The sequence below is a fragment of the Fodinicurvata sp. EGI_FJ10296 genome (assembly GCF_040712075.1).
In the GTDB taxonomy this organism is placed as follows: Bacteria; Pseudomonadota; Alphaproteobacteria; order DSM-16000; family Inquilinaceae; genus JBFCVL01.
Window position 1 is genome coordinate 262966 of sequence record NZ_JBFCVL010000003.1, and the last position, 25970, is coordinate 288935.

Below are 25970 nucleotides of genomic sequence, written 5' to 3' on the forward strand. Positions count from 1 at the left end.
TGCCTTTTGCGGCGGCAACGTTCTAGCATCTTGGATAACGCATCTTGCATGCAAGATGCACACTGGTGTCAAGCTTCTTCGTTTGGAACACCGGAAAATTCACCCTCGGAACCGGCGACTTCGATCAGGAGTGTCCGGCGCCGGGGTAACAAACGTTGAAGCCCGACCAGGAGCCGCCCGCCGCCATGACGGTATCGCCGCACACTCTCACACGTCAGTCTGCCCACGGATTTGCGGCGCCCGGACCGGGCGACCCGGCCGTTGCGCGGCGCCTGGCTCGCGAAACCCGGGCCGAGGTCCGCTTCGATGCGTTCTCGCGGGGGCGGTATGCCACCGACGCCTCCATCTATCAGGTCGAGCCCATGGGCGTCGTTCTGCCCCGGCACGCCGCCGACCTGGAAGCCATCCTGTCGATCGCGGCGGAAGAAGGCTTTGCCGTCATCCCGCGTGGTGCGGGCACGTCGCAGAATGGCCAGGTGGTCGGTCCGGGGCTGGTGGTCGATTTCAGCCGCTATCTGAACCGGATCGAGTCCATCGATCCCGACGCGCGGACGGCGCGCGTCCAGCCGGGCGTCGTTCTGGCAACGCTGAACGCCGAAGCCAGGCGCCACGGTCTTTTCTTTCCGGTGGAACCGTCAACGGCCAGCCGGTGCACGCTTGGCGGCATGGCCGGCAACAACTCCGCCGGCGCGCGTTCGCTGCGCTATGGCATCATGGCCGACAACACCCGCGCGATCGACGGACTGCTGGCCGACGGCACGCCGATCCGCTTCGACCGGGCCAGCTATGCCGCCGACCGCACCACTGGCCGGCAGGCAGGTTTGCTGGAGACGGTCGATGGCCTCGTCGCCGATGTGCGCGACGCCCTGATCCGCAACGTGCCGGCCGTCCAGCGCCACGTCGCGGGCTATAATCTGCACCGGCTGCTGGGCAACGACCGCAATGCCGCCGCCCTTCTCGTCGGATCCGAGGGCACGCTGGCGCTGACGACCGGTGTGGAGATCGACCTCCAGCCGCTGCCCGATCACCGCGTCCTTGGCGTCTGCCATTTCCCCAGTTTCCGCGAAGCCATGGCCCATACAAAGGCGCTGGTCGACCTCGACCCCGTCGCCGTGGAACTGGTGGACCGCAACATCCTGGATCTGGGCGGCGAGATACCGATGTTCCGCGCGGTGTTCGACCGCTTCGTCCGTGGCACGCCCGGCAGCCTTCTGCTGGTCGAATTCGCGGGCGACGATTTGGCAACGCTGCAACGAAAGCTGGCCGACCTGGACGCCTGCATGAGCGATCTCGGCTTTGCCGACGCCGTCGTGCGGGTCACGGATATGAGCGATCAGAAATCGCTCTGGTCGGTGCGCGAGGCCGGGCTGAACATCATGATGTCGATGAAGGCCGACGCCAAGCCGGTGTCGTTCATCGAGGACTGCGCCGTCCCGCTGGAGCATCTGTCCGAATACACCGCCGGCATCAACGATGTCTTCGCCCGGCACGGCACGGCCGGCACCTGGTACGCCCACGCCTCGGTCGGCTGCCTGCATGTCCGCCCGATCCTGAACATGAAGGACCCTGCCGATGTCGGCCGCATGCGGGCGATCGCCGAAGAGGCGATGGACCTCGTGCTGCGTTACAAGGGCTCCCATTCCGGCGAACACGGCGACGGCATCAGCCGCTCGGAATTCCACGAACGCATTCTGGGCCGGCCGATCGTCGATGCCTTTGCCGCGGTGAAAACCGCCTTCGATCCCGACAAAAGGCTGAACCCGAACAAGATCGTCGACGCCGCGCGCATGGACGACACCGACCTGATGCGCTTCGGCCCCGATTATCAGCCGATGTCGATCGACACGGGTCTGGACTGGTCGGATTGGGGCGGTTTCGGCAATGCCGCCGAGATGTGCAACAACAACGGCACCTGCCGCAAACGCGACGCCGGCGTCATGTGCCCGTCGTATCGCGTCACCGGCGACGAGACCCATGTCACGCGCGGCCGCGCCAATGTATTGCGGCTCGCGCTTTCCGGCCAGCTCGGTCCGGATGCCCTGACGTCGCCTGAAATGGACGAGGCGATGTCGCTCTGCGTTTCGTGCAAGGGCTGCCGCCGCGAATGTCCCACCGGCGTCGACATGGCGCGCATGAAGATCGAGGTCCTGTACCAGCGCAACAAGCGCCGCGGCCTGGCGCTGCGCGACCGGCTGATCGCTTATCTGCCGCGCTATGCGGCAACGCTGGCCCGGTTCGGGGCGGTCACCGGACTGCGCGATCGCATTCCCGGCCTGCCGGCATTGTCGGAAAAAATGCTGGGACTCAGCGCCCGGCGAAGCTTGCCGAGGTTCCGCCGCGACCGGACACCGGCGGCAGATGAACCGGCCGGGATCGTCGGCGACGGGCGCGATGTGGTGCTGTTCGCCGACACGTTCAGCGCCCATATGGAACCGGAATCGTTGCAAGCCGCGCGACGGGTGCTGACAGCGCTGGGCTATCGCGTCCATCGCCCGTCCTCCGGCGGCCGGGGCCCGTGCTGCGGCCGTACATTCCTTGCCGCCGGGCTGGTGGATCAGGCGCGCGCCGAACTGCGCCGATCACTGACCGCATTTGCGCCGTTCCTGGAGCGCGGCGTGCCGATCGTCGGCCTGGAGCCGTCATGCCTGCTGACGTTCCGCGACGAGGCGCCCGCCATCCTGAAAGGCGCCGACAGCGACAAACTGGCCGCGAGCACCTTCCTGTTCGAGGAATTTCTGGTCCGCGAGATCGATGCCGGCCGCGCCACGCCCGCATTCGACCCGCAGCCGGGACGCCGCGCCCTGATCCACACCCATTGCCACCAGAAGGCATTCGGCGTCGACGGCACCGTGGCGCGGCTGTTGTCGATGGTGCCGGAACTGACCGTGGAAACGGTGGACTCCGGGTGCTGCGGCATGGCCGGCGCCTTTGGCTACACGGCGGAAAATTTCGACGTCTCGATGAAGATGGCCGAGGAAAGCCTGTTGCCGGCCGTCCGAAACGCCGGACTCGACACGATCATCGTCGCCGACGGCACAAGCTGCCGCCACCAGATCGCCGACGGCGCCGGTCGCGACGCCCGCCACGCCGCCGCCGTACTGGCGTCGATGCTGCCTGCGTGATGGTCAGGACAAGTGGCAGGCCTTGGAGTTACCCGATGCTCACGTATTGCCCTTATTTCGCTCATATTGAAGCGCAGCGTGATATCATCGATAAATTGACCGCAGTTCTCAGAAGGTCGCCAAGAGGTTTAAAATGTTATCTCGGACACACCTCGTTATACTCGCGTCATCCCTTTCTGGCCTTTTCCTGACCTTCTCCGCAAGCGCTACCGTCGCAGGCCCAATTAATGCCCAGGGTGTGATGGCGAATGGCTCGCACGAGGGGATTATTGCTGCAAACGGTGAGCAACAATTCTTTACGGATGTCGAGCGACGGATCCTGCAAGGCATCCTGGACGAGATGTCACCTTCGGAAACGGGAGAGGTTCAGCGCGATCACCAGGGGCGCGGCCAGCAATCCAGGGGTGGGCCGCCGGGGCGCTCAGGCGGCCTCCCGCCGGGAATAGCCATGAACCTGGAGCGAGGCAAGGCGCTTCCGCCTGGAATTGCAAGACAGTATCCCCCTTCCAGCGTTCAAAACCGTCTTCCTGAACGCACCGACCATGAAATTGTGATCGTCAATGACGATGCCTATCTGATCGGCAGAGCAACGGGCGTGATCGTCGATATCCTGCTTGGTAATCGATAAAATACGAATATCTGCTCAGTGCGATGGTCCGGTCAGGCGAGCTGGGGCGAATGGTTGGGACAGTCACACCGAGTAAAGTCATCGCATCTTCCGCGCCACGATGACGGTTGAGTCTGTCGTGGTTGCAATCGTATCGCAATGCTATTTGCCAATAGCGACTCATCGCCACCGGGGAAGAATAATTGGCACCATGACGCTGTGCTATTTGTGATCTGCGCCGATATCCCAGAACAGGCCGGTCATGATCGCCATGCCGCTGGCCGCAGGCAATAAGAAAATTCAGATGATGGAGGCATTGTGCACTGACCCCAAGTGCTGGCAGATCGCGCAATCCCTCCTCCTCCTCAAAGGAGGGCGTAAGGAACTCGATAAGCGTTGTCCGGTCCGTCTGTTGCCAGCGCCAGATCTTGTTGCGATCGAGTGACGGAACGGGCTCGGCAGGCCGACCTTGCGCATCATGGCGGTCAGTTCCTCGGTGGGCTTGGTATCCCGTTTGCTGCTCACTAAACGTATGCGGGGAATTTTTTCTATGGCCGGTTCCATCGATTGAGCCTTTCAACGAACTCATCCCGGTATATCGCGATGCCGCTCAGAGCCGTCACCTCACAGTCCTCATCGCCTCATCCGATCCAGAAACCTCCATTAACATCTACTGTCGCGCCAGTCACATAGGAAGCGGCGTCAGAGGCGAGGAAGGCGATCACCGCACCGATCTCGTTGGCATTCGCGAGGCGACCTTTCGGGATTGCGGCCTCAATCTTTGCTCGCATCTCCGTCGGCATGTGTTCTCGAATTAAGTCAGTGTCGACTACACCTGGCGCGATGGCGTTTGCGCGGATGCTGTGTGCCGCCATCTGGCGGGCCAGCGTCTTGGTGAACGCTATAATGCCTCCTTTCGAGGTGGCATAGTGAATGCCACCGTTCATGGCACCTTGACGGGCGACGATCGATGAAGTGGAGACGATGCTGCCGCCACCGCGAGCAATCATCGAGGGAAGTACGGCCTTTGTGCAAAGGAACACGCTCTTGAGGTTGATATTTATCACTCGATCCCATTCTTCTTCTCCCATGTCGAGGATAGGGATCGCCTTGTCGACGCCTGCGTTGTTCACAAGAATATCGACACCACCCAGTCTGGAAACACTGTCTTCGACCATGCGCCGGACCTCTTCAGATTTCGCGACGTCAGTGCGAATAGCATAGGCTCGCTCGCCGAGCGCTTCTGCTGTTTGTATTGCCATCTCAATGTCGAGATCGGCGACAACTATGGTCGCCCCCCGTGTGTGCATGGCCTCGGCGGCTGCTTTTCCAATACCTCGCGCCGCACCGGTCACAATTGCAACTTTTCCGTTCAGAGCATCGTTCAGGGTCATTGTAGGATCCTCAATGCAGACAATTTTGGGTTCCACGCGAAGACCGTTGGTGAATGGATACCGGATTGCATATCAGTGTCGGATGCCAGGCATTCGTGGCCAATGCTATCAGGTGGACAGCCCGAATGCGTTCCTGAGAGGGTGCAAAGGCGGTTCAGCACAAACAGCCCAAAGCTTGCACGGTCGAACCAACATGCAGGTGCATGGTGGTCGCTAAGGCGATATTGCCGTATCGGAAAAACGCGCAATAGCCTCGGACGTGATCTCAGCTCCGTGACCATTTCCCACTGGGGGAAGGCCCGCTCCCTGATGTAGCTTGATCTGCGGCCCCAACCCGTCACGCAATGGATTGGGCATTCGGTTGATCTCGAAGCACAGGAAACTGTCCATTTTGGCCGCGACGTGCAGTGTGCTGGCCACCGCCACGATTCCGCCTACGCCGTGGGGGGCAACCCGAGCGCTTTGCTGCATGGCCAAGGCATCGATCGCCAGCATACCTGTAACGCCGCCAGCGCGGGTGATATTGGGCTGGAGAATGCTGATACCCGCCTCGGATGCTAGTCTGCGAAAGGCGGCGGGTGAAAATTCGTTCTCACCTGCGGCGAGTGGAGTCTTCCATCTTTCGGCAAGATAACGCAGCCCCGCAATATCCTCTGTGGCAAGTGGCTCCTCTAGCCACGCGATATCCAATGAGGCGATTTCAGCGAGCAGTTCGGATGCCTGTTCCAAAGTGTAAGCGCAATTTGCGTCCAGCATGAGTTGAACGTTCGAGGGCAGTGCATCACGCACGGCGGTGATGAAAGCCACATCTTCGGCAACAGTCCGCCCGATCTTGAGTTTCATCGCGGAAAAATCTTGCGCGAGCGACCTAGCCCTTTCGGCGGTTTGCTGGGGAGATGGCAGAAACGGAATTGGGCTGACATAGGTGGGTACAGGAACTGCGTCTGCCCCCAGGTATACAGCCAGTGGCTGCCCCGCACGCCGGGCCGCGAGATCCCACAGCGCAATATCAACGCCGCTCATTGCCTCCATGGACGGTCCCTTTGTGTGGCCTAGTCTTGCGAAGAAGCCGTTGAGCTCGCGTAGCATCTGAGCCGGTTCCGTAATTTGATGTCCGACGATGGCCGGAGCGATTACGCGGTTGACGACTTCTGCCGATGCAAAAGGCGTCGGCAGGCCGAAACACTCGCCAATTCCTGTGGCTCCATCTGAAGATCGTGCCAGAACAAGCGTGCAGAACTGACCCGTCCTTGGAATCGATTGGAAATGAGATGCCGGTTTGCTGATCTCTTCGGGAATGTTGCCAACGCCGCCATAGATCGTTGCAAAACTTGCAGTAAGAGGTACGGCCTCAAGAGAGGCAAGTGTGATGGTCACGTTCTAGCCTCCAAGGAGATTCGGCAGAAAAGTGGTGAGTTCAGGTATCAGGATGAGGAGGCCAAGCAAGGCCAGAAGTGAGAGGTAGAATGGCGCCAATGCCACGCACAGTTCGCGCATGGACACTTTGGCCACGTCCATCATGATGAATAAAATCATCCCGACGGGGGGTGTCGTGATGCCTATGACCACAGTAAGCACAACCACCACGCCGAATTGAATCGGATCGATGCCGACCGTCTGTATGAGCGGGTAGAGCATCGGTACGGCGATCAGAAGAATTGGCGTAGGCTCCATAACCATCCCGGCTATGAACAGGCCGCCCGCGACAATCAGTAGAACCGTCAAGGGGTCGGCGCTGATCCCCAGGATACTCTCTGTGAGAATGGCCGGAAGGTTGTTCACGGCAATGATCCAGCCGAACGGAATGCCTACGGCGATCAAGAAGAGAATCATTCCGCAAGAGACCGCTGTTTCCCGAAGCGCAAAGTGCAGCCGGCGCCAGTCTAGGGATCGATAGAAAAGCCCCAGAACCATTGCATATGCGCAAGTGAGGGCCCCCAGTTCGGTGGGTGTGGCAACAACACCGAGCAACAGTCCGCCAATCAGGAGTAGGGGCGCAAATATGGCAGGCAGCGCCCGGATGAATGTGCGGCCGATGTCACCTACGCTCGCTCGGCTTCGCACGGGCACGTTTACCCGGCCCGTCACCGCCAGCAGGTAGACCGTCACCATCAGGAGGGTCGCCATAAGCAAACCGGGTATAATACCGGCTAGGAACATGTCGCCGATCGAAACCTGTGCCATGACTGCGTAGATGACCATAATGACGCTAGGCGGAATAATGGGGCCAATGATCGAAGATGAGGCCGTGATGGCAGCGCTGAACGGCGCCGGAAAGCCGGCCTTTCGCATCGCTCGGACCTCGATTGCGCCCAATCCTGCTGCGTCCGCTGCGGCCACGCCGGACATTCCGGCGAATATGGTGCTCGCCAGAACATTGACATGTGCGAGGCTGCCCCGGATATGGCCGACAAGCGCGAGTGCAAACGCAAAGATGCGCTCTGCTAGTCCCGCTTGATTCATGAGGTTACCGGCCAAAATGAAGGTCGGGATGGCAAGAAAGGGAAAGCTTTCAAGCCCGGGCGCCATGCGTTGCAGGAGGATTGTGAGCGAGAAGGTGCCATCAAGGAGTATGTAGGCGACAGCCGACCCGAGCATCGCGTAGGCGACCGGCAACTCGATCACCAGCAGAATCGCAAAGATGACAAGCATCACAATGAGCATAGTCATGAGACCCGCCCAGATTGATCTGGCGCCATGATATCTTCGGAAAGAGTTGGATCGGGAAATGTAGGCAGGATCGGGTCAAAACGGCCGGCCAGCGCCTCTATCGCAAAAAATAGAGCACTTAGTATCATCGAGATAAAGGCGACTAGTGTCGGAACCGAGAAGAACAGGTGTTTTGGCAATGTTACGGGAAGAGAAACTGTCTCTCGCAGCATTTCCGTACGCATTGCACTGGGCAAATGAATCACAAGCGCAGTTAGTGTGGCGGCAATAATGAGGTGTACGAGGGCGCTGCCCAGACGGTGCGATCGCTCCCCAACCAGCCCGGAGTAGGCTTTGATGGCAATGTGCCGATGCAACTTGTAGGCTACTGACGCCGTTACGAACCCCAGCCATATCAACAAGTATGTAGCAAGCTCTTCCGGCCAGGTCAGCGGTCGTCCAAAGACATAGCGTGACGTGACTTGGGTGAGTATGATTGCCACAATGGCGACAAGTATAATAATCCCTAAAGCTAGTTCGAGGCGACCTAGCATCTTCAACACATCGCGCGCACGGCGTTGAAAACTCATGTAAGGGGTCTCCAACAAGGGTGCGGGACGCCCACTCGAGGTGGACGTCACCGCAAGGAAGGGGGCTGTGCCCCGTTGAGCCCGAATGATCGGCGATCAGAGATCTTGAATGTCGTGCCAAAGTCCTTCGCGCCACAACCCTTCGGATTCCATCTGCTCCACCGCGTCTTCCACGCGGTTCTGGAACGGTTCCTTATCGATATCTGAAATGGTTGCACCTTCTTCTTCGAACTCAGTCAATACGCTGTTCAACTCCGTTTGAGCTTGGTCCATACCCCATTGCGTGGCCTCTTCGGCGATGCGACCCATGGTTGTTTGTTGATCTTCGCTCAGTGATTGCCAAGTCGATTCGTTAATTGAAATATGGACAGTCGAGTAGAGGTGATCGGTGCGAGTCACATGAGGAGCGGCCGTGTGAAAATCTTGCTTGCCGGCATCGCTCGGCGGGCCTTCTGCAGCGACCACGACCCCAGTGTTGAGCGCCAGATAAACCTCGCTCCAAGAAACTTGCGTTGGGCGAGTTCCTAGTGCAGTCCACAGCTCCAGGTACGCTCTAAGTTGTGGAACGCGCATCTTGATGTCTTGGATGTCGTCGACTGAGTCGACGGGATCCTTGGAGAAGAGCATCCGAGGCTGTGTCGGGCGCGCTGCCAATATCCGCACCCCGTTGTCGATAGCTTCTTGTGCGAGCGGGTCGAATAGATCGCTCTCAAAGAAGTCCACCATGTGCTCCGGGCTTCGGAAGGTGAATCCCCAGCCCAGAATCTGGAAGTCGTCAACATAGTCGGCGAACCAGACAAGTTCGTTGCAGAATATGTCCACCGAACCGTTCACGTGCTGCTCCATAACGGAGCCTGCTGAACCGAGTGCCTCGCCCTGCACGAAATTCAAGGAGACGTCAGGCAGTTCCTCGCGCACTCCGTTCACAAACTGCTGACACATACGGTCCTTGAGTGAATCGACGGGATCGGCGGCCGCAACGACCAAATCCTGCGCAAACGACGGAGTGGTCAAAGCCAGTGCGGCAGTTCCCATCAGTGCGTATCGTAAGAATCTCATTGCTTTCCTCCCAGTTTGTCCATATTGTGGACAGTATGTCCATTATATGAACTTAACAGACCTGCACCTCACCCGCAAGTCCGCATGTTAAGAAGGAGAATCGATGGCTGAGATTGATGGAACAAAAGGGGCGGGGTCGCTCCGCAAGGCATTGAGTCTCCTCGAAATCGTTAGGACCCAGCCGAACGGAATGAGCATGCAAGATCTTGTGGCGGCGTCCGGTCTAGCGCGCCCTACTGCCTATAGAATGGTTGGCGCGCTCACCGAAGAAGCGTTTCTTTCGCAGGATTCTGAAACCAAAGCAGTATCCCTTGGCCCAAAGCTGCTCGAACTTGCACAGTCTGTTTGGCGTGATCAGGATTTGCGCGGGGTCGCGCGAGGCGAACTGGCCTTGCTTGCAAGGAGGACGGGGGCGACAGCCCTCCTCATGGTCAGATCCCAGAACATGATGACCTGCATTGAACTTAGTAAATCGGAGCCGGCACTTCAGGACTGGCACGTAGGAACGGCGTTGCCTGTCAACAACTGTGCGGGGGGCATGGCTGTGCTCGCCTTTGGAGATTGGGAGCAACTCGATCACGAACTCGAATCGCTTGGTGTTGCAGATCCAAGAGCCTTTAAATCAAGACTTGGCGTTGCACGCTCGCGATTCTACGCGACGGATAATCCAATGACGCCGACTGGATTGGCCGGCGTCGCTGCACCGGTGTTTGACTTCTCTGGCGTGCCGGTGGCTGCGATCTGCCTTTACGGTGATGCCACCTCTTCGCTTCATGATCTCGGGGCTGCGGTTGTCCAAGCAGCCCGAAATATATCGAGAGCTCGGGGCGGCTATCCGTTCGGCCTCGAAATTTCACTCGATCAGTTCGCCACGCCTGATCGCAATGTCACTTGCCTTGCGGACTCTCACTGCCTGATCGGAGACAATCCAATTGTTGAGCATAACCAACTGATTTGGGTAGACATTCTAGCACCGGCAGCGATTTATCTAAACGAAGAAACTGGTGAGATCAGACGTAGACCCATGAGCGAGGTCGTCGGTGCATTGCTGCATTTGGAACCTGGTCGATTCTTGGCGGCGCAACAATCCCGCCTTTCGATACTGGATTTGGAGGGAACCGAGATCTGGCAAAGGTCTGCCCCCGGACTCCAGCCAGGGTTTCGGTATAATGACGGCGCGATTGACTCTGAAGGCCGCATCTGGCTCGGCGTTATGGACATGGCTGCCACGAGCGGGACTGGCCAATTGCACTGCTACGAGGAACTCGACGGAGATCCATCAACCCTTCCGGGTTTTAGCCTTCCGAACGGAATTGCTTTTTCGGAAGGCGGCGAGCGCATGTACGTCATCGACTCAATGGAAAGAACACTGTCCATCTTCACCTATGATAAAAAGACTAGTGCTGCGTACCTTGAGCAACGAGTCGAACTCCTGGCGCGCCAAAGTGGTCGGCCAAGCGGGCTGGCCCGAGGTCCTGGTAATAGCCTCTTCACATGCCATTGGGATGGTGGCAAAATCCTGCAGATCACGAGCGACGGCCGCTGCATCGACGAATTTCATGTCCCCGTTCCGCGCCCGTCCGGAGTAACCTATGATGAAGGAAATAACCGCCTGATTGTTACCTCTGCGAGGGCAAGACTTTCCGAGGCAGATGTTGATGCCTTTCCGCTGTCCGGAGGCACATTCTCGATCACACTCGACCGAGACGGTCAATAAGCGGGGCTGTGACCCTGCCCGCTGCAATGTACCCGTTTATTTGTTAGTCTGTCGCCGATTGTGACTTGGCTGAATTTCAGTTCTTCTTTGTCGTCCGGATCGAGCGACATTGCGCCCTCGGGTTCCTCGATGTTCATTTAACATCCCAGAAATCTGGCGGTATAGCCCGTGCCAACACCTCGGCCAGTTCCTCGATCCGCTGGTTTGTCTGTGCGCTCGCAACGGTCTCAAGCTTCGGTGAGCCGCGCAATTCGGTGAAATGCGTGTCTTTCAGCATGTGCGGAAGATCGGCGCAGGCAGTCGTTCCAATGTGGCTATGATGTCTAAACATGCGACATACCCTACAAAAAATACGGTGTAGGGTAAGCGGTCAGTCCATGATCCCTTGAGGCCCGTGCGGTGCCTATTCCTCGCCGATATCCCAGAACAGGCCCGTCATGATCGCCATGCCGCTGGCCGCGACGTCGGCCAGCATGTGCTCATCGGGGGCATGCTGGCCGCAGGCCGGGTGCGAATGCGGGATCCAGACCGTCGGCAGGCCCAGCGTTTCGGCAAAGACCTCGTTGGGCAGCGATCCGCCGAGGCCCGGCATGATGCTCGGTGCACGGCCCGTCGTCGCGGCGATCGACGACCGCGCCAATCCGACCCACGGGTCGTCCGGATCGGTGCGCGTGGCCCGGAAGAAACCGGTCGGCGACGCGGTGACCGTGACGCCGGCAACGCCCTCGCGCGCCAGATGGGCACGCAGGGCCGGCACGATCGCATCGGGATCGACGCCGACGACATAGCGCAGCTGGCAGTGCGCGGCGGCGCGGCCGGCGATGGCGTTGACCGGCGCTTCGGGCCGCCCGGCCTGCATCGCCAGAACGGCAAAGCTGCTCCACGCGTAAAGTTTCTCCGGTCCGCTGAGGCCGGGTTCGCCCCAGTCCGGATCGATCGCAGGGTCGCCGGGCGACGGGTCGAGCGTCAGCTTCTCGGTCAGGGCACGGACAGAGTCCGGGATTTCTGGCGGCAGCCATTCCGGCACCCGGATGTGGCCTTGCCGGTCGGTGATGGCGGCGATGGCATGCGCCAGCGTGATCGCCGGGTCGGCAAGCAGTCCACCCCAGTTGCCCGAGTGATGGGCGCCGTCACGGAAATCGCAGACAAGGTCGAAGTTGATCACGCCACGCGACCCGAGAAAGATGGTCGGTTCGGCATTGGAGATGCGCGGGCCGTCGGACGCGATGAGAACATCCGCCGCCAGCGCGTCCTTGTTTTCCCTGCAGAACGCGTCCAGGCCCGGCGAGCCGATCTCCTCGCCCATTTCCAGCAGGATCTTTACGTTGAAGCCGAGCCGTCCGCGCACCTGCAGTACCACGGCCAGGGCGGCGAGGTTGATGCTGTGCTGGCCCTTGTTGTCGACCGCGCCACGACCGTACCACCGCCCGTCCCGCTCGGTCAGGCACCAGGGATCGCCGCCGTCGGACCATGCGTCGTCCATGCCGTACAGAACGTCTCCATGACCATAGATGAGGATCGTCGGACGGTCGGCGTCCTCGTGCCGGTGGGCGACCAGGACCGGTGCGCGGGCATCGGCAGGGTTGTCGTGGATACCGGTCTGGAACCCCATTTGCTGCAATGCGGGCACGATTTCATCGGCAAGATAGCCACGCAGCAAAGGGCCGCTGTCTGGGCGCTGACTTTCGGTGCTGAGGGCGATCCGGCGGGCCAGATCGGCCTTCAATGTCCCGTTTGTCACGTGGCGGTCGGCCGCCGCCAGGGCGTCGTCACGGCTCATTTTCGGCAATTCCCCATGGCATTGGCTGGACGATTTCCAACTGGCAGCTTGCTATCGGCGACTGGAAACATAGTTACGATAATGCTTTGCATGCGGAATGCAATATGCAAAGATTTCTGCTTGAAGGCATCCAGCCCATGGCAACCTCCCTTGTGGCCGGTCGGCCCCCGGCTATCGTCCGGACAAAGACATCGATGCCACCCGGACCAGCAACTACACTGAGACCATCCTGATGTCCGCGACACGCGAGTCCCGCCCCCAAGCTTCGACCCGTTTCAAGGTGACGCGCCGGTCGCTTTTCGACGATGTCGTCAGCCAGTTGCGGGAAATGATCGTCACTGGCGTGCTGCGGCCGGGTGACCGCCTGTGGGAAAAGCAGATGTGTGACACGCTGGGCGTCTCGCGGACACCTTTGCGCGAGGCGCTGAAGCTGTTGGCCCGCGAAGGGCTGGTGGAATTGCTGCCCAATCGCGGCGCGCTCGTGACGCATCTGTCTGTCGCCGAACTCGACGAGGTCGTCGAGGTCATGGCGCCCCTGGAAACGCTGATCGGCCAGCTTGCGGCGGCGCGGGCCAACGCGGCGGATATCGCGGAGATCGACCGGCGTCACGCCGAGATGATCCAGGCACAGGGCGTCGGCGAACTCAGTCAGTATTTCCGGCTGAACCAGGCGATCCACGAGCGCATTATCGAAGCCACCGGAAACCCAAGCCTCCTGGCCGTATGGACCGGTTTCAACCTGCGGATTCAGCGATACCGATACATGGCCAACCTCGACCCCCACCGTTGGGACAAGGCGATCGCCGAACACGAAGAAATTCTCGATGCGCTCAAGGCCGGTGATGGCGAGCTGCTGGGCCGGCTGCTCCGCGTTCACCTGACCAACACCGCCGAAAACTGCAAACTGTCCTTTTCACAAGCGTCGGGAACCGAGGTGTCGGCGTCTCCGGAACCGGGTCGGGAATCCGAAGAAGGCATAATCGCATGAACGGGGTCGAATCACGGATCGGGATCGATTTTGGCGGCGCTTTGGCCATCGAAGACGCCATCGCCTGGGCAGGCGACAACGATATCCGCCATATCGACGTGCAGATCGACGCCGACCTGATGAGACTTGCCGACGGCGGCCCCGCGGCAGAGGCGGTGCGCAAGCTGGCAACCGAACGCGGTGTCGCCGTTCATCTGCACACGCTGTCCGGCCTCAATACAGCGGAAATCTCGCCCTTCGCCGCCGAGGCCGCGACGCGCTATCTGAACGCCTATATCGATGCCGCCGCCGCGATGGGCGCCGCGACCGTCGTCGTCCATGGCGGATATCATTTCACGGCCGATTACGACCGGCGCCGCGCCGCCTCGCTTGAAAGGCTTCGCCGCGCTGTCGATCGCGCCGCCGTGCGCCATGTCGTTCTGATGCTGGAAAACATGAACAAGGAACCCGCCGACGCCGAGGTCAAGTATCTCGCCCACAGTCTGGACGAGTGCCGATACTATTTCGCCCGGCTGCCCGCGCCGCATCTGGCCTGGTCCTTTACCGTCAATCACGCGCATCTGCTGCCGGAGGGTATTGCCGGGTTCGTCGACGGTCTGGATATGAGCCGATGCCGCGAAGTCCGGATCGCGGATTGCCGGGGCACGGTGGAAGAGCATCTGTTCCCCGGCGACGGCACCATCGATTTCGCCGACATGTTCCGACGGATCGAAAACGCCGGATACCGCGACCGCTATACCCTGGCTTTCGGCACACCCGACGACATGCTCCAAGGCAGATCCATTCTGGCCGATCACCTGGCCGCCGTGTCAGGGCCCTGATCCGCCGGATTACATTGCGCACGCCGCCCCTGGTGTAAGCGTTTACCACTCCCACGCTTTTCCGACAGTATGCGGAGGGTTGACTCCCGTGTTCTCGGTCGGCACGGTAGTAAGCGCTTACAAGAAGAACGCTGCGCGAGGGGGCTATGCCGAAGATTCAAACCGTGGAAGCGTGCGCCGTCCGGGTGCCGCTGAACAAGACGACCTCGTTCGCCACCCGCGTCGTGACCGGACGTGAGTATCTTCTGGTCCGCGTGACCGGCGACGATGGCGTGACCGGTATCGGGTTCTGCTATCTCGGCACCGCGGGCGGGCGGCTCGGCACGATTTCCGTGCGCGAAGTGCTGGCCCCGGCGGTCGTCGGGAAAGACACGCACGCACCGGAAGCGATCTGGCAGTCCATGTACGACGAAGCGCTGATTCAGGGACGGACCGGCGTCGTGATGCGCGCGATCAGCGCCATCGACACGGCGATATGGGACCGCAATGCCCGCGCGGCGAAGCTGCCGCTGCACAAGTTTCTCGGCGCCCACCGGACCGATACCGTGCCGGCCTATGCCAGCGGCGGCTATTATCTCGACGGCAAGTCGCCCCAGGATCTCGGCCGGGAACTGGCGGGATACGTTTCCGCCGGCTTTCGGGCTGTCAAGATGAAGGTCGGCCGTCTGGGGCTTGACGAGGAAGAAGAACGCCTGCGCGTGGCCCGGGAATCGGTCGGCGACGATGTGCTGATCATGCTCGACGCGAACAACGCCTGGCGCGATGTGCCGACGGCGTTGCGCTACATGGATCGCTATGAACGCCATGATCCATACTGGATCGAGGAACCGTTCAGCCCTGACGACATCGATGCCCATGCCCAGCTTGCCGAGCGGTGCCGAACGACGGTTGCCACCGGCGAGATAGAATACGGGCGCTGGCGGCACAAGGAACTGGTGGAAAAGGGCGCGGCAGCCATTCTGCAGACCGATGCGGCCGTCTGCGGCGGTATCACCGAGTTCCGGCGGATTGCGGCGTTCGCGGACTGCCACAGCATCATGCTGTGCCCGCACTGGTACCACGATCTGCATGCGCCGCTGGTCGCTTCGATACCGAACGGACAGTATGTCGAGTTCTTCATCGACAGCGAAGTCTTCAATTTTCGCGAGTTGATCGACCGCCAACTCGGTTTCCGGGACGGCATGCTGGAACTGCACCAGGAACCGGGCCTCGGATTCAACTTCGACGACAAGGCCGTAAAACGCTTTGTCACCGATCCCTGGGGTTAATCCACCGGGGTCAGGTCGAAAGTCCGGCGGGGCCGTCGAGGCGGGCCCGCCCCACACCGGCCGAACGCCGCTTATGGCCGGAAAACACCGCCTGCGAAGGGCGCCGCGAGAGCGCCTGCCGGCGGGTCAACCACTACGGGAGGACAGGACGAATGCGCAAGACACTCATCAGGGCCACCACGGCCACCGCCGCCCTGGCGATCGCCGGCTCCGCCGGACTTGCCCAGGCCCAGGATCAGGACTTCTCCGACGTTGAAGTGCCGTCGACGATCCGTGTGATCGTTGCCTATAGTGCCGGCGGGTCGAGCGACGCCCTTGCCCGCGTGACGCTGCCCTATGTCGAACAGGCGATCGAGGACCTGTCGGGGCAGAGCACGAACGCCGTCGTCGTCAACCTGCCCGGTGCGGGCGGCGAAATCGGCTGGACGAGCCTGGCCAATGCCGACGCCGATGGCAGCACCATCGGCATCATCAATCTGCCGGCGGTGCCGATCGTCGAAGCGGCGCGCGACGCCGGCTATGCGCCGTGGCTTGAAACGCTGGAGCCGATCGGCGTCAACGTCATCGACCCCAACATCGTAAGGCTCGGCCAGGATACCGAATACGATTCGCTCAGCGAGGCGATCCAGGCTGCGATCGACGAACCGGGCTCCGTCACCGTCGGCGCCGACGGTCCGCTCTCCGACGACCATCTGGCCATGTATGCGCTGGAACAGGAAAGCGGCGCGACGTTTTCCTTCATCCCCTATCCCGGCGGCAGCCCCGCCAATCAGGCGTTCCGCTCCGGCGAAGTCGAGATCGGCATCGGCAATGTCTTCGACTATCTGCAAACCGAGGAATCCGTCGCCGATGCCGCCATTCTGTGGGGCAGCGAGTATTCGATGGCCGAAGGCGTACCCCCGGCCGGCGAACATCTCGGCATGGATGTCGGCGAACTGGGCTCGACACGCGGCTTCGCCGCCCCCACCGGCATGCCGGAGGATCTGATGAACCTGTACCGGGCGGCCTTCGAGGACGCCTTCAACAACGAGGACTATCAGGCAGAGGCCCGCGAGCGGAACATCACCATGGTCGATCCGCGCATCGGCGATGCCTTTGGCGATGTGATGGAAAACCAGCAGAACCTGGTTTCCGACCTGCTCGAATACTTTGAAGAGGGCGGTTACCTCGGCGACGAATAGGCCGACCGACCGGCCGGGATCGGCTCCCCGGGGCCGATCCCGCCATTCGGGCGTGGCCTGAGGCACGAAACGGACACGAGGGGAGCAACTCCGGTGCGCAGGACCGATATCATCTCGGCGCTGATCCTTCTGGCGATCAGTGGCTATGGTGTGGGGGAATCCCTGACTTTCCCCAGCCGCGCGGCGGCGTGGCCGTTGTGGATGTGGGGTGCGCTGCTGGTGTCGAGCCTCGGCCTGCTGGTGCAGGCCGTGTTGCGCAAGCAATGACCGCTGCGCCGGCGGCTGACGCACGCCGATGCGAACAGGCAAAACGGAGCCCCTGCCCATGACCGGCAATCCCAGAGTCCTGATCAGCCTGGCCTTGCTGACGGCCTATGTCTTCGTCGTTCCTGTCGCAGGATTCTTCGTAACGACGGGTGCCTATCTGGCGGCGCATATGGCGTTCCTGGGGATCCGTCCGGCGTGGCTGGTTCTGGGCGTCGTGGCCGGCGCGCTGGCCTTCCTCTATCTCGTCTTCATCCAGTTTCTGGGCGTCCCGATACCCCACGGCGCCCTCTACTGATCGCAACCGGCAGAGCGCGGCATCGGGCCTTTAATCTCCAGCCGCATGGAACAGGGAGCACTCGATGATCGAGCCGATCCTGGACGGTTTCCTGGTCGCCCTTCAGCCCTGGAACATCGTCTTCGCTTTCATCGGCGCCCTGCTCGGCGTTCTTCTCGGCGGCATGCCGGGCATTTCGGCGACGCTGGGGATCGCGCTTTTGGTTCCGGTGACTTTCGACATGCCGACCGTCGGCGCGCTGATCTTTCTGGGCGGCGTCTATTGCGGCGCCATTTACGGCGGTTCGATTTCCGGGATTCTGATCAACGTGCCCGGCACGCCGGCCGCCGTCGCCAGCATGCTCGACGGTTATGAAATGACCCGTCAGGGACGCGGCGGCCACGCGCTCGGAACAGCGGTCGCGGCTTCGCTGGTCGGCGGCCAGATCGGCGTCATCGTCCTGCTGTTCCTGGCGCCGATCGTGGCCATGATTGCGCTTGAGATACGCTCGGCGGAATTCTTCTGGATCGTCGTGTTCGCGATGACGACGGTTGGCGCCATCGGCAGCGATTCAGCGCTCAAGGGCCTGATGTCCGGCATGATTGGCCTCGCCATTGCGACCGTCGGCATGCATCCGATGACCGGCACGCTGCGCTTTACGTTCGGCGAACCCGCCCTTTACGAGGGCATCCCCGTGATCGTCGGTCTCGTCGGCCTGTTCTCGATCTCTCAGGTTCTGGTGTTGTGCGAAGGCCAGGGCATGAATACCCAGCTCAAGGTGCCGAAGCTGGGGTCGATGTGGCCCGGGTTCCAGCAACTGAATCGCTATCGCGGCACTTTCTTTCGCTCATCCGTCCTTGGAACGCTTGTCGGCCTGATACCGGGGGCCGGTGCGGATATCGCCGCCTTCATCGGCCGCAGCGAGGCCCGGCGCCGGTCCCGCGAGCCCGAACAGTACGGCAAAGGCAGCATGGAAGCCGTCGTCGGATCGGAAGCCGCCAACAACGCCGTTGTCGGCGGCAGCCTGATTCCGATGCTGACGCTGGGGATCCCCGGCAACGCGGTGACGGCGGCGTTGCTGGGCGGACTGCTGATCCACGGCCTGATCCCCGGCGCCCGGCTTTTCGACAATCACAGCGACATCCTTTATCCGTTCATGGTCAGCCTGCTGCTGGCCAATCTGTTCTTCGCCGTGATCGCGTTCACTCTGCTGCGCTATATCGCCAAGGTGATTCTGGTCCCGCAGGGCATCATCGCGCCGATGGTCATGGCGCTGGCAGTAATCGGGGCATTCTCGTACCGCAACATGGTGTTCGACATCTACATCATGCTGGCCCTCGGACTGGTCGGATATCTGATGCGCAAAGCCGCCTTCCCGCTGGCGCCGATCATTCTGGGCATTATCCTCGGTCCATTGGCCGAGGAGAACCTCGATCGGGTTTTCTCGCTCGCCAACGCCCAGGGCATATCCGTTATCCAATATTTCTTCAGCCGTTGGATTACCATAGCGCTTATGGCATTGACCGGGGCCACGATCGTGCTGTCGATCGTCAGGGAGGTGCGGTTCCGTCGGGAAGGTCGAACCGAGACGGCGCCCGAGGGATAACGCCCGAGGGATAGCAATCGAGGACCCGCCCGCCAACCGCTCCGCGACGAAGGGTGTCATGGGCAAGGGTTATGATGGATAGCAGGGACAAAGGGACCGGCGGCGAACGCCGCGTGCGGCAGAGGGCGCGGCGGCAAGGCCGCACCATGGCGCCGACGCTGACGGATGTCGCCCGTCTGGCCGACGTTTCCACGGCCACCGTCTCCCGCGTCCTGAACAATTCCGGCCAGGTGAGCGAGGATCGCAAGCGGGCGGTAGAGGAGGCGATCGAGGCGCTGGGATACGTCCCCAACTCGGCGGCGCGCAGTCTGGTGTCCCAGCGTTACAACACGATCGGCGCCATCGTGCCGACGCTGGAAAACGCGACCTTCGCACGGCTTGTGGAAGCATTCCAGAAACGCGTCAGCGCGTCGGGTGCGGCGATGATGGTTGCAAGTTCCGCCTATGACCCCGAGGTGGAACTGAAGCACGGCAGGAAACTGCTGGAAAGCGGTGTCGACGGCATCATGCTGATCGGCAGCGTCCACAACCCCAAGCTTGACCAGCTCCTGCGCGAGCATGGCGTCGCCGTCGTCAGTTGCCTGGTGCTCGATCAGGAACGCGACACCGCCAGCGTCGGATTCGACAATGCGACCGCCGCGGCCATGGCGGCGGATTATCTGATGGATCTCGGCCACCGGCGCATCGGGCTGATTGCCGGCATGATCCGCATGAACGATCGCGCGGAGCAGCGGGTGCGCGGCATACAGGCCGCACTGCAGCGCCGTGGCGTGCCATTCGCCGCGGAATACCTGCTCGAACGCCCCTACAGGATCGAGGAAGGCGGCGTGGGCTTCCAATACCTGATGGGGCTGGACTTGCCGCCAACCGCGATCATCTGCGGCAATGACGTGCTCGCCTTCGGCGCACTGATCCAGGCGCGGCGGTCCGGTCTGGACGTGCCGGGCGACGTCTCGATCATCGGCTTCGACGATCAGGCCTTTGCCGCGCATCTGACGCCGTCGCTGACCACCCTGCATGTGCCGGCAGAGGAAATCGGCATCCAGGCCGCCGACTATATCCTGACCACCGTCGCCGGAGGCACCGCGCCGCACATTGTCCCCGTGGCCGTCAATCTCGTCGTCCGCCAGTCCACCGGCCGGCCGAAGCCGCCGCAGGGTCAGTAGATCATTTCCGCAAGGACGGTTCGGACGACGATGTCAGATCACGTTGCCAAGGGCCGACTTTGGCGCCACCTTGCTGATCATGGCGCGCACGGCAAGAGTGAGGGACGAGGGCATGGCCGGACGATCGGAAACCGGGCAGCAAGGCCGCATCGCCGGTATCGACGTGGCCCGCGGCCTCGCGATCATCGGCATGCTGGCCGTCCATATCGGACCGACCCATCTGACCGATCCCGCCGGCCGGCTCTATGCCCTGCTGACGCATGGCCGCGCGTCGATCCTGTTCGGACTGCTCGCCGGCGTCGGCGTGGCGCTGCTGGGCGCGAGCCGCAGTTCGACACCGGCGGCGGCCCGGCTTCGCCTCGTCTGGTTCGCCGTGGTACTGCTGCCGCTCGGGCTATGGCTCCAGGGGCTGAACATTTCGGTCCTGGTCATCCTTGCCAATTATGCGCTGCTGTTCCTGTTCGGCGCGCTGTGCATCGGGCTCTCCAATCGCGCAATCGCCGGTCTGGCGGTCGCGTTTGCGATCCTCGGACCGATCGGGTTCCTGACCGGCAAGATCGTCGACCCCGGCACTTTCAACCGCTTTCCGGTTTCGTGGGCGAACTCGCCGGCGGAAATTCTCCACGGCCTTGCCTTGTCCGGCCCCTATCCCTTCATCACCTGGGCGGCACCGTTTCTGACCGGCATGTGGCTGGGACGCCAGAACCTCAACGACAACGGCTTCAGGATGCGCATGGTCCTCGTCGGCGGCGCGACGATGGTCGCCGCCGTGGCGCTCGCCGCCCTGCTGAATACGATGCTTGACCCGCCCACCTATCTGCGCGGTCTGCATCGTCTGCTCGACGCTTCGCCGCACAGCCAGATGCCGCTCTGGCTGATCGGCGCCACCGGATCGGCCGTGTTCGCGCTCGGCCTTTCGCTGATCGCGGCCGACCGGCTGGGACGCGCCGTCTCGCCACTCGCGTTGGCCGGGCAACTGGCGTTGAGCATCTATGTCGGCCATCTTGTCGCGCTCCACTTTCTGGGCCGAACCATGAAGTCGTCGGATGTCGGCGAGGCCATCGGCATTATCGCCCTGATCCTGGCGGTCTCGCTTGTCATCGGCGGCATCTGGCGGCACTTCTGGCCACGAGGGCCGCTGGAGACGGTGTTGGCCCTGCCCTGGACGCTGTCGGCTTCCCTGTCTTCTGCCGGCAGGCGCTGACAATTTCGCTTGACGCATCGATCATCACGGGCATAGATCATCTATGCCTAGAACTTCAATGCATAACGGAGCGGCCCAACGGTCTGCCGTCGACTATACGGACCGACGGTACTGGAACGGCATCATCAAGATGAGTCTTTCCAAGTTCTTCATCCTGCGCGTCCTGCACGACCGGCCGATGCACGGCTATGAAATCGCACGCGCCGTCGAAACGACCACGAACGGATGCTGTTCGCCGACCGAAGGCACCATCTACCCGGTTCTGCGCGAGTTCGAGACCGGCGGCTACGTGACCTCGGCGGAGGAAACCGTTTCGGGCCGGGGCCGCAAGGTCTACACGCTGACCGAAAAGGGCCGGGCGGCTTTCAAGGTTGGGGTGGAAGCCTGGATGGAGGTAACCGACTGTCTGGTCGAATCCGGCAGAACCGCGGACACGACCAGCCGCACCGAGTCCGGCGACGCTCCGGAGTCTCCAGCGGAACGCTGCTGCTGATTTTTTTGGCTTCATACCTCGATCCTCTATGCAATGACCATAAAGGGGTGTGCCATGAATGAAAACGATACCATTGCCGTCATCGGCGCCGGCCCTGTCGGCCTTGCCGCCGCTGCACATCTCGTGGGTCGCAGCCTGAAACCGATGATACTGGAACAGGCGGACCATGTCGGCGCCGCCATCGGCCAATGGGGCCATGTACGCGTCTTCTCGCCCTGGAAATACAATATCGACGAAGCCGCCACCGCCCTGCTTGACGAAATGCCATGGATGCGCCCCAATCCGGAAGACCTGCCGACCGGCACCGAAATCGTCCGCGACTATCTGGCCCCGCTGGCGGCTCACCCCGCCATCGCGCCGCATCTGATATTGGGGGCACGGGTGACGCAAGTAATGCGCGAAGGCCGGGCCGACCAGCCGCTCACGATTGCGTGGCGGGGCACCGACAACGTGGAACACAGCCACAGGGTTCGCGCTGTCATCGATGCCTCCGGCACCTGGGGACAGCCAAACCCGATGGGCGTCAACGGCGGCGCCGTTCCCGGCGAAACCCAACACAGCGACCGGATCGCCTATGGCATCCCTGACATACACGGAGCATCGCGCGCCGAATATGCCGGCCGCCGCGTGCTGGTGGTCGGCGGCGGCCATTCGGCGGTCAATGTCGTGCTCGACCTTGTCCGCCTGCGGAAATCGACGCCGGAGACGGAAATCGTCTGGGCGCTCAGAAGCGAACGGGTCGATAAACGGCTCGGCGGCGGCTCGGCGGACCAGTTGCCGGCGCGCGGCGCCCTCGGCGACGCCGCAAGGCAGGCCGTCGACAGCGGCACGGTCACCGTCCTGGCGCCATTCGCCGCTCAGCGAATCGCGGCCGACGCCGATAATCTGATCGTCGACGGCCGTCATGGGACACGGGCCATTTCGCTTGATGTCGACCGCGTGGTTGTCGCAACGGGATTCCGGCCCGATTTCTCGATGCTGGAGGGGCTGAGTATTGCCATCGACCCTGTCGTCGAAGCGCCACCGGCACTGGCGTCGCTGATCGATCCGGCATTGCATTCCTGCGGCACGGTCCCGCCGCACGGCGCGCGGGAACTGGCGCATCCCGAACCCGGATTCTACATCGTGGGTGCCAAGTCCTACGGCCGTGCGCCGACATTCCTGATGATGACCGGCTACGAACAGGTGCGGTCAGTCGTCGCCGAGATTGCCGGCGATCACGCAGCCGCCAACGACGTCCGGCTGATATTGCCCGAAACGGGTGTGTGCAGCGCCGTGCCGCAAGCAGCGCCGCAAACCTCGATCACGGACCCACCACGATCGGCATCTGGATGTTGCGGTGGGCCAGAACCGGTCAGCGTTGATGCCTGCTGCGTCAAGGACGCCGAGGCCAAGACCGGAGGCGCCACGGGCTGCGGGTGCTCGGTCGCATGAGGTCCGGATCCCGCAGAACCGGCGTCATTCTGGCACTAGGCGGCGCGCAGACATTGGCCTGGGGCTCGACATACTATCTGCCGGCGATCCTGGCGGTGCCGATGGGCGAAACCATGGGCACCACGACAGGACCAATCTATGGCGCGTTTTCCGCCGCCCTCGTCCTGTCCGCGCTGCTGGGGCCGGCGGCCGGACGGCGGATCGACCGCTTCGGCGGCCGCGACGTGCTGGCGGTGTCCAGTCTGGTTTTTGCTGTCGGTCTCGCCACCCTCGGCGCGGCACAAAGCCTGTGGATGCTGTATGCCGGATGGCTGATTCTGGGCATCGGCATGGCCATGGGGCTTTATGAAGCGGCCTTTGCCACGCTTGCCGGAATCTATGGCAGCTCGGCGCGCGGCGCCATCACGGGGATCACGTTGCTGGCGGGGCTCGCCAGCACCATCTGCTGGCCGATCACAGCGCTGATGGAGGCGGAAATGGGCTGGCGCGCGGCCTGTTTCGCCTGGGCGACGGTGCATGTGGCGATCGGTCTTCCCGTCAACCGGTTCCTGATTCCGGCAATGCCGGTTCAGATGGAAGCGCCGGCAGACGCCCCGCCGGACCCACCGCGCAACACCCCGAAAGCCAATGCCGGCCTCTGGGACCGGAACATGGTGCTGCTGGCTTTCGCCTTTACGACAACCTGGTTCATCAGCACGGCGATGGCTGCTCATCTGCCCCGCCTGCTGCAGGATTCCGGCGCAACGGCCGCCGGCGCGATCGCCATCGCGGCGCTGGTCGGCCCCGCTCAGGTCGCCGGACGGCTGCTGGAATTCGGCCTGCTGCAACGGTTCCACCCACTGCTTTCCGCGCGCCTCGCGGGCGCTGCCCATCCTTTGGGTGTCGCCGGCCTGGCGCTGTTCGGCGCGCCCGCGGCGATTTTTTTCGCCGTCGTCCACGGCGCCGGCAACGGCATCCTGACGATCGCAAAGGGGACCGTGCCGCTCGCGCTGTTCGGCCCATCCGGCTACGGCTTGCGCCAGGGCGTACTGTCAGTGCCGGCCCGTTTCGGGCAGGCAGCCGCGCCCTTCGTCTTCGCTCTGGCGATAGACCGCTATGGCGCGTCGGCCCTGTTGCTGTCGGCGACGCTGGGGCTGGCCGGCACGACCGCGCTTCTTTTCCTTCGAAGCCAGCCCTCGGGGTCCCAGGTTTCAACGGCAGACTGACGGCCGGAGGGATTCGGCAATCGAGCGCCCCTTGCCCTCGGAAGTGATTTCAGCGAAAACCTCGTGAGATGCAGAACATGCCCGTCAACAATCGGGAACATCGGGGGCGCGGAAACGTGACAACGGGATTCACTGAAAAATCGGCCATCGAATCCGGTTTTGCGCAGATCTATGATGAAAGGATTGCGCCGAAGCTCGAACGGCTCACGGCCGATCGCGCCGGTTTGCGCCACAGAACGCGCCGGGATCTGCTGATCATCGCAGGTATCGGCGCCGTGGTCGCGATAGCCATTCCCCTGATACTGGGCAGCGCCTGGGCGTGGATTTCATTTCTGGTAATGACCGGCGCCATAATCCTGGCCCTGCTTTACGTCCAACGGCGGTCGAAGGACTGGAATGCCATGCTGATCGAGGCTTTCATGCCGGATGTCTGCCAGTTCCTGGGCGATCTGAGGTACGACCGTGAGGGTGCCCACGACAGTTTCGTCACAGCTTTTCAGGACGCCGGCATCCTGCGGCCGTCGGCAAAACGAACACTGACCCACCACTTTGCCGGCAGCTACCGGAACACCGGATTCGAATTGGTCGAGGCGCATCTGAAGCGTAAGAAGCGGAACAAGGACTCCAGCGATTCGACTATTTTCAACGGCCTCCTGTTCAAGATCCAGGTGCCGGCCGCGATTCCCGGACGCATCGTCATCGTGCCCAACTACGGCGCCTTCATGCAGAAGCTCGCCGATGCTCTGGGGCCGACCAGCGTCCGGTCCCTGGACGTGGTCCCGATGGACAAGCCCGATTTCGATGAGCGATTTACCGTGCGCGGCGAGGTCCCCGACGGCACGCGTGCGCTGCTGACGCCGGGATTCATGGATGCGCTGCTGGAAATCGATGAGCACGAGGGCGGTGCCTCGCAAAAACGGTCTCTGGCAGCAGCCTTCGTCGACAATACGTTTCTGCTGACGCTCACCCGGCACGAACAGATCTTTTCACTCGGCCCGATCAAATTCGAACGGCCGCGCCCCTTTCTGGCAACGCGGTCCATCCTTCGCGACAACCCCGACCTCCAGGGCACCGTCCATACGATGTTCGATGATATCGGTGTCGCCTATCGCGTCATCGACCGCCTTCACGGCAGTTGAATAATG

Annotated in this window: 25 protein-coding genes; 16 read left to right on the plus strand and 9 right to left on the minus strand. The window is 62.0% G+C overall.

The genetic code is table 11. The features are described 5' to 3' along the window. Positions 1–185 precede the first annotated feature (185 nt). The gene (locus ABZ728_RS07425) at positions 186–3122 is read left to right on the plus strand and encodes an FAD-linked oxidase C-terminal domain-containing protein (RefSeq protein ID WP_366655458.1); all 2937 of its coding nucleotides are present in this window, start codon (positions 186–188) and stop codon (positions 3120–3122) included. 133 nt (positions 3123–3255) lie between these two features. Continuing rightward, positions 3256–3750 carry a hypothetical protein gene (locus ABZ728_RS07430; RefSeq protein WP_366655459.1) on the plus strand — a complete coding sequence of 165 codons (495 nt, stop codon included), beginning with the start codon at positions 3256–3258 and terminating at the stop codon, positions 3748–3750. Here ABZ728_RS07430 and ABZ728_RS07435 read toward each other — a convergent pair. The 6 genes from ABZ728_RS07435 to ABZ728_RS07460 all read right to left on the minus strand — a co-directional run bounded on the left by ABZ728_RS07435 (position 3680) and on the right by ABZ728_RS07460 (position 9397). Next, positions 3680–4318, minus strand: a complete 639-nt coding sequence (locus ABZ728_RS07435; protein WP_366655460.1) for a GSU2403 family nucleotidyltransferase fold protein — start codon at positions 4316–4318, stop codon at positions 3680–3682. The genes ABZ728_RS07430 and ABZ728_RS07435 overlap by 71 nt on opposite strands. 52 nt (positions 4319–4370) lie before the next feature. Continuing rightward, positions 4371–5123, minus strand: a complete 753-nt coding sequence (locus ABZ728_RS07440; RefSeq protein ID WP_366655461.1) for an SDR family NAD(P)-dependent oxidoreductase — start codon at positions 5121–5123, stop codon at positions 4371–4373. 213 nt (positions 5124–5336) lie between these two features. Then, positions 5337–6500, minus strand: coding sequence for a mandelate racemase/muconate lactonizing enzyme family protein (locus tag ABZ728_RS07445; RefSeq protein ID WP_366655462.1), 1164 nt, complete (start codon positions 6498–6500; stop codon positions 5337–5339). 3 nt (positions 6501–6503) lie between these two features. Next, positions 6504–7793: a TRAP transporter large permease gene (locus ABZ728_RS07450; RefSeq protein ID WP_366655463.1), complete on the minus strand. Its 1290-nt coding sequence runs from the start codon at positions 7791–7793 to the stop codon at positions 6504–6506. After that, entirely contained in the window at positions 7790–8362 is a 573-nt protein-coding gene (locus tag ABZ728_RS07455) for a TRAP transporter small permease subunit (RefSeq protein WP_366655464.1), read from the minus strand. Before ABZ728_RS07455 ends, ABZ728_RS07450 begins: the two co-directional genes overlap by 4 nt. 96 nt (positions 8363–8458) lie before the next feature. Further along, complete coding sequence (locus ABZ728_RS07460; protein ID WP_366655465.1) at positions 8459–9397, minus strand: TRAP transporter substrate-binding protein; 939 nt, start codon at positions 9395–9397, stop codon at positions 8459–8461. Between the two features lie 127 nt (positions 9398–9524). Here ABZ728_RS07460 and ABZ728_RS07465 point away from each other — a divergent pair, with 127 nt between their 5' ends. After that, positions 9525–11138, plus strand: coding sequence for an SMP-30/gluconolactonase/LRE family protein (locus ABZ728_RS07465; RefSeq protein WP_366655466.1), 1614 nt, complete (start codon positions 9525–9527; stop codon positions 11136–11138). Here ABZ728_RS07465 and ABZ728_RS07470 read toward each other — a convergent pair. The 3 genes from ABZ728_RS07470 to ABZ728_RS07480 form a co-directional block, all read right to left on the minus strand. Next, positions 11132–11275 carry a hypothetical protein gene (locus ABZ728_RS07470; protein ID WP_366655467.1) on the minus strand — a complete coding sequence of 48 codons (144 nt, stop codon included), beginning with the start codon at positions 11273–11275 and terminating at the stop codon, positions 11132–11134. The genes ABZ728_RS07465 and ABZ728_RS07470 overlap by 7 nt on opposite strands. Beyond that, a complete protein-coding gene (locus ABZ728_RS07475) occupies positions 11272–11469 on the minus strand; it encodes a hypothetical protein (protein WP_366655468.1) in 198 nt (65 codons plus the stop codon). The genes ABZ728_RS07470 and ABZ728_RS07475 overlap by 4 nt, the downstream gene beginning before the upstream one ends. A gap of 72 nt (positions 11470–11541) precedes the next feature. After that, positions 11542–12918 carry a M20 family metallopeptidase gene (locus tag ABZ728_RS07480; RefSeq protein WP_366655469.1) on the minus strand — a complete coding sequence of 459 codons (1377 nt, stop codon included), beginning with the start codon at positions 12916–12918 and terminating at the stop codon, positions 11542–11544. A 232-nt stretch (positions 12919–13150) separates the two neighbouring features. Between ABZ728_RS07480 and ABZ728_RS07485 the strand changes: the two genes are divergently transcribed. The 13 genes from ABZ728_RS07485 to ABZ728_RS07545 all read left to right on the plus strand — a co-directional run bounded on the left by ABZ728_RS07485 (position 13151) and on the right by ABZ728_RS07545 (position 25964). Further along, a complete protein-coding gene (locus ABZ728_RS07485; RefSeq protein ID WP_366655470.1) occupies positions 13151–13906 on the plus strand; it encodes a GntR family transcriptional regulator in 756 nt (251 codons plus the stop codon). Further along, positions 13903–14727, plus strand: coding sequence for a TIM barrel protein (locus tag ABZ728_RS07490; RefSeq protein WP_366655471.1), 825 nt, complete (start codon positions 13903–13905; stop codon positions 14725–14727). The genes ABZ728_RS07485 and ABZ728_RS07490 overlap by 4 nt, the downstream gene beginning before the upstream one ends. A 146-nt stretch (positions 14728–14873) precedes the next feature. After that, the gene (locus ABZ728_RS07495) at positions 14874–15995 is read left to right on the plus strand and encodes a mandelate racemase/muconate lactonizing enzyme family protein (protein WP_366655472.1); all 1122 of its coding nucleotides are present in this window, start codon (positions 14874–14876) and stop codon (positions 15993–15995) included. Between the two features lie 152 nt (positions 15996–16147). After that, positions 16148–17176 carry a tripartite tricarboxylate transporter substrate-binding protein gene (locus ABZ728_RS07500; protein ID WP_366655473.1) on the plus strand — a complete coding sequence of 343 codons (1029 nt, stop codon included), beginning with the start codon at positions 16148–16150 and terminating at the stop codon, positions 17174–17176. A gap of 93 nt (positions 17177–17269) precedes the next feature. Beyond that, positions 17270–17443 carry a hypothetical protein gene (locus tag ABZ728_RS07505; protein ID WP_366655474.1) on the plus strand — a complete coding sequence of 58 codons (174 nt, stop codon included), beginning with the start codon at positions 17270–17272 and terminating at the stop codon, positions 17441–17443. A 58-nt stretch (positions 17444–17501) separates the two neighbouring features. Continuing rightward, positions 17502–17738 carry a tripartite tricarboxylate transporter TctB family protein gene (locus ABZ728_RS07510; RefSeq protein ID WP_366655475.1) on the plus strand — a complete coding sequence of 79 codons (237 nt, stop codon included), beginning with the start codon at positions 17502–17504 and terminating at the stop codon, positions 17736–17738. Positions 17739–17802: 64 nt separating this feature from the next. Next, a complete protein-coding gene (locus ABZ728_RS07515; protein WP_366655476.1) occupies positions 17803–19323 on the plus strand; it encodes a tripartite tricarboxylate transporter permease in 1521 nt (506 codons plus the stop codon). Between the two features lie 71 nt (positions 19324–19394). Next, the gene (locus tag ABZ728_RS07520) at positions 19395–20489 is read left to right on the plus strand and encodes a LacI family DNA-binding transcriptional regulator (RefSeq protein ID WP_366655477.1); all 1095 of its coding nucleotides are present in this window, start codon (positions 19395–19397) and stop codon (positions 20487–20489) included. Positions 20490–20532: 43 nt separating this feature from the next. After that, the gene (locus tag ABZ728_RS07525; protein WP_366655478.1) at positions 20533–21693 is read left to right on the plus strand and encodes an acyltransferase family protein; all 1161 of its coding nucleotides are present in this window, start codon (positions 20533–20535) and stop codon (positions 21691–21693) included. A 58-nt stretch (positions 21694–21751) separates the two neighbouring features. Next, positions 21752–22186: a PadR family transcriptional regulator gene (locus tag ABZ728_RS07530; protein WP_366655479.1), complete on the plus strand. Its 435-nt coding sequence runs from the start codon at positions 21752–21754 to the stop codon at positions 22184–22186. 54 nt (positions 22187–22240) lie between these two features. Continuing rightward, entirely contained in the window at positions 22241–23620 is a 1380-nt protein-coding gene (locus ABZ728_RS07535) for an NAD(P)-binding domain-containing protein (protein WP_366655480.1), read from the plus strand. Continuing rightward, positions 23617–24825 (plus strand): MFS transporter, encoded by a 1209-nt coding sequence (locus ABZ728_RS07540; RefSeq protein WP_366655481.1) that lies wholly within the window; start codon positions 23617–23619, stop codon positions 24823–24825. The genes ABZ728_RS07535 and ABZ728_RS07540 overlap by 4 nt, the downstream gene beginning before the upstream one ends. 77 nt (positions 24826–24902) lie before the next feature. Then, positions 24903–25964: a DUF3137 domain-containing protein gene (locus ABZ728_RS07545; RefSeq protein ID WP_366655482.1), complete on the plus strand. Its 1062-nt coding sequence runs from the start codon at positions 24903–24905 to the stop codon at positions 25962–25964. The last annotated feature ends 6 nt before the right edge of the window (positions 25965–25970 follow it).

What these genes read in the sequence shown, in the direction of transcription:
- ABZ728_RS07460 (WP_366655465.1), bottom strand. Translation starts at nt 9,397, where the DNA reads ATGGGAACTGCCGCACTGGCTTTGACCACTCCGTCGTTTGCGCAGGAT.
- ABZ728_RS07480 (WP_366655469.1), bottom strand. Translation starts at nt 12,918, where the DNA reads ATGAGCCGTGACGACGCCCTGGCGGCGGCCGACCGCCACGTGACAAAC.
- ABZ728_RS07475 (WP_366655468.1), bottom strand. Translation starts at nt 11,469, where the DNA reads ATGTTTAGACATCATAGCCACATTGGAACGACTGCCTGCGCCGATCTT.
- ABZ728_RS07535 (WP_366655480.1), top strand. Translation starts at nt 22,241, where the DNA reads ATGAATGAAAACGATACCATTGCCGTCATCGGCGCCGGCCCTGTCGGC.
- ABZ728_RS07470 (WP_366655467.1), bottom strand. Translation starts at nt 11,275, where the DNA reads ATGAACATCGAGGAACCCGAGGGCGCAATGTCGCTCGATCCGGACGAC.
- ABZ728_RS07430 (WP_366655459.1), top strand. Translation starts at nt 3,256, where the DNA reads ATGTTATCTCGGACACACCTCGTTATACTCGCGTCATCCCTTTCTGGC.
- ABZ728_RS07515 (WP_366655476.1), top strand. Translation starts at nt 17,803, where the DNA reads ATGATCGAGCCGATCCTGGACGGTTTCCTGGTCGCCCTTCAGCCCTGG.
- ABZ728_RS07510 (WP_366655475.1), top strand. Translation starts at nt 17,502, where the DNA reads ATGACCGGCAATCCCAGAGTCCTGATCAGCCTGGCCTTGCTGACGGCC.
- ABZ728_RS07540 (WP_366655481.1), top strand. Translation starts at nt 23,617, where the DNA reads ATGAGGTCCGGATCCCGCAGAACCGGCGTCATTCTGGCACTAGGCGGC.
- ABZ728_RS07500 (WP_366655473.1), top strand. Translation starts at nt 16,148, where the DNA reads ATGCGCAAGACACTCATCAGGGCCACCACGGCCACCGCCGCCCTGGCG.
- ABZ728_RS07520 (WP_366655477.1), top strand. Translation starts at nt 19,395, where the DNA reads ATGATGGATAGCAGGGACAAAGGGACCGGCGGCGAACGCCGCGTGCGG.
- ABZ728_RS07545 (WP_366655482.1), top strand. Translation starts at nt 24,903, where the DNA reads ATGCCCGTCAACAATCGGGAACATCGGGGGCGCGGAAACGTGACAACG.
- ABZ728_RS07425 (WP_366655458.1), top strand. Translation starts at nt 186, where the DNA reads ATGACGGTATCGCCGCACACTCTCACACGTCAGTCTGCCCACGGATTT.
- ABZ728_RS07485 (WP_366655470.1), top strand. Translation starts at nt 13,151, where the DNA reads ATGTCCGCGACACGCGAGTCCCGCCCCCAAGCTTCGACCCGTTTCAAG.
- ABZ728_RS07530 (WP_366655479.1), top strand. Translation starts at nt 21,752, where the DNA reads ATGCATAACGGAGCGGCCCAACGGTCTGCCGTCGACTATACGGACCGA.
- ABZ728_RS07490 (WP_366655471.1), top strand. Translation starts at nt 13,903, where the DNA reads ATGAACGGGGTCGAATCACGGATCGGGATCGATTTTGGCGGCGCTTTG.
- ABZ728_RS07435 (WP_366655460.1), bottom strand. Translation starts at nt 4,318, where the DNA reads ATGAGTTCGTTGAAAGGCTCAATCGATGGAACCGGCCATAGAAAAAAT.
- ABZ728_RS07465 (WP_366655466.1), top strand. Translation starts at nt 9,525, where the DNA reads ATGGCTGAGATTGATGGAACAAAAGGGGCGGGGTCGCTCCGCAAGGCA.
- ABZ728_RS07450 (WP_366655463.1), bottom strand. Translation starts at nt 7,793, where the DNA reads ATGACTATGCTCATTGTGATGCTTGTCATCTTTGCGATTCTGCTGGTG.
- ABZ728_RS07455 (WP_366655464.1), bottom strand. Translation starts at nt 8,362, where the DNA reads ATGAGTTTTCAACGCCGTGCGCGCGATGTGTTGAAGATGCTAGGTCGC.
- ABZ728_RS07440 (WP_366655461.1), bottom strand. Translation starts at nt 5,123, where the DNA reads ATGACCCTGAACGATGCTCTGAACGGAAAAGTTGCAATTGTGACCGGT.
- ABZ728_RS07495 (WP_366655472.1), top strand. Translation starts at nt 14,874, where the DNA reads ATGCCGAAGATTCAAACCGTGGAAGCGTGCGCCGTCCGGGTGCCGCTG.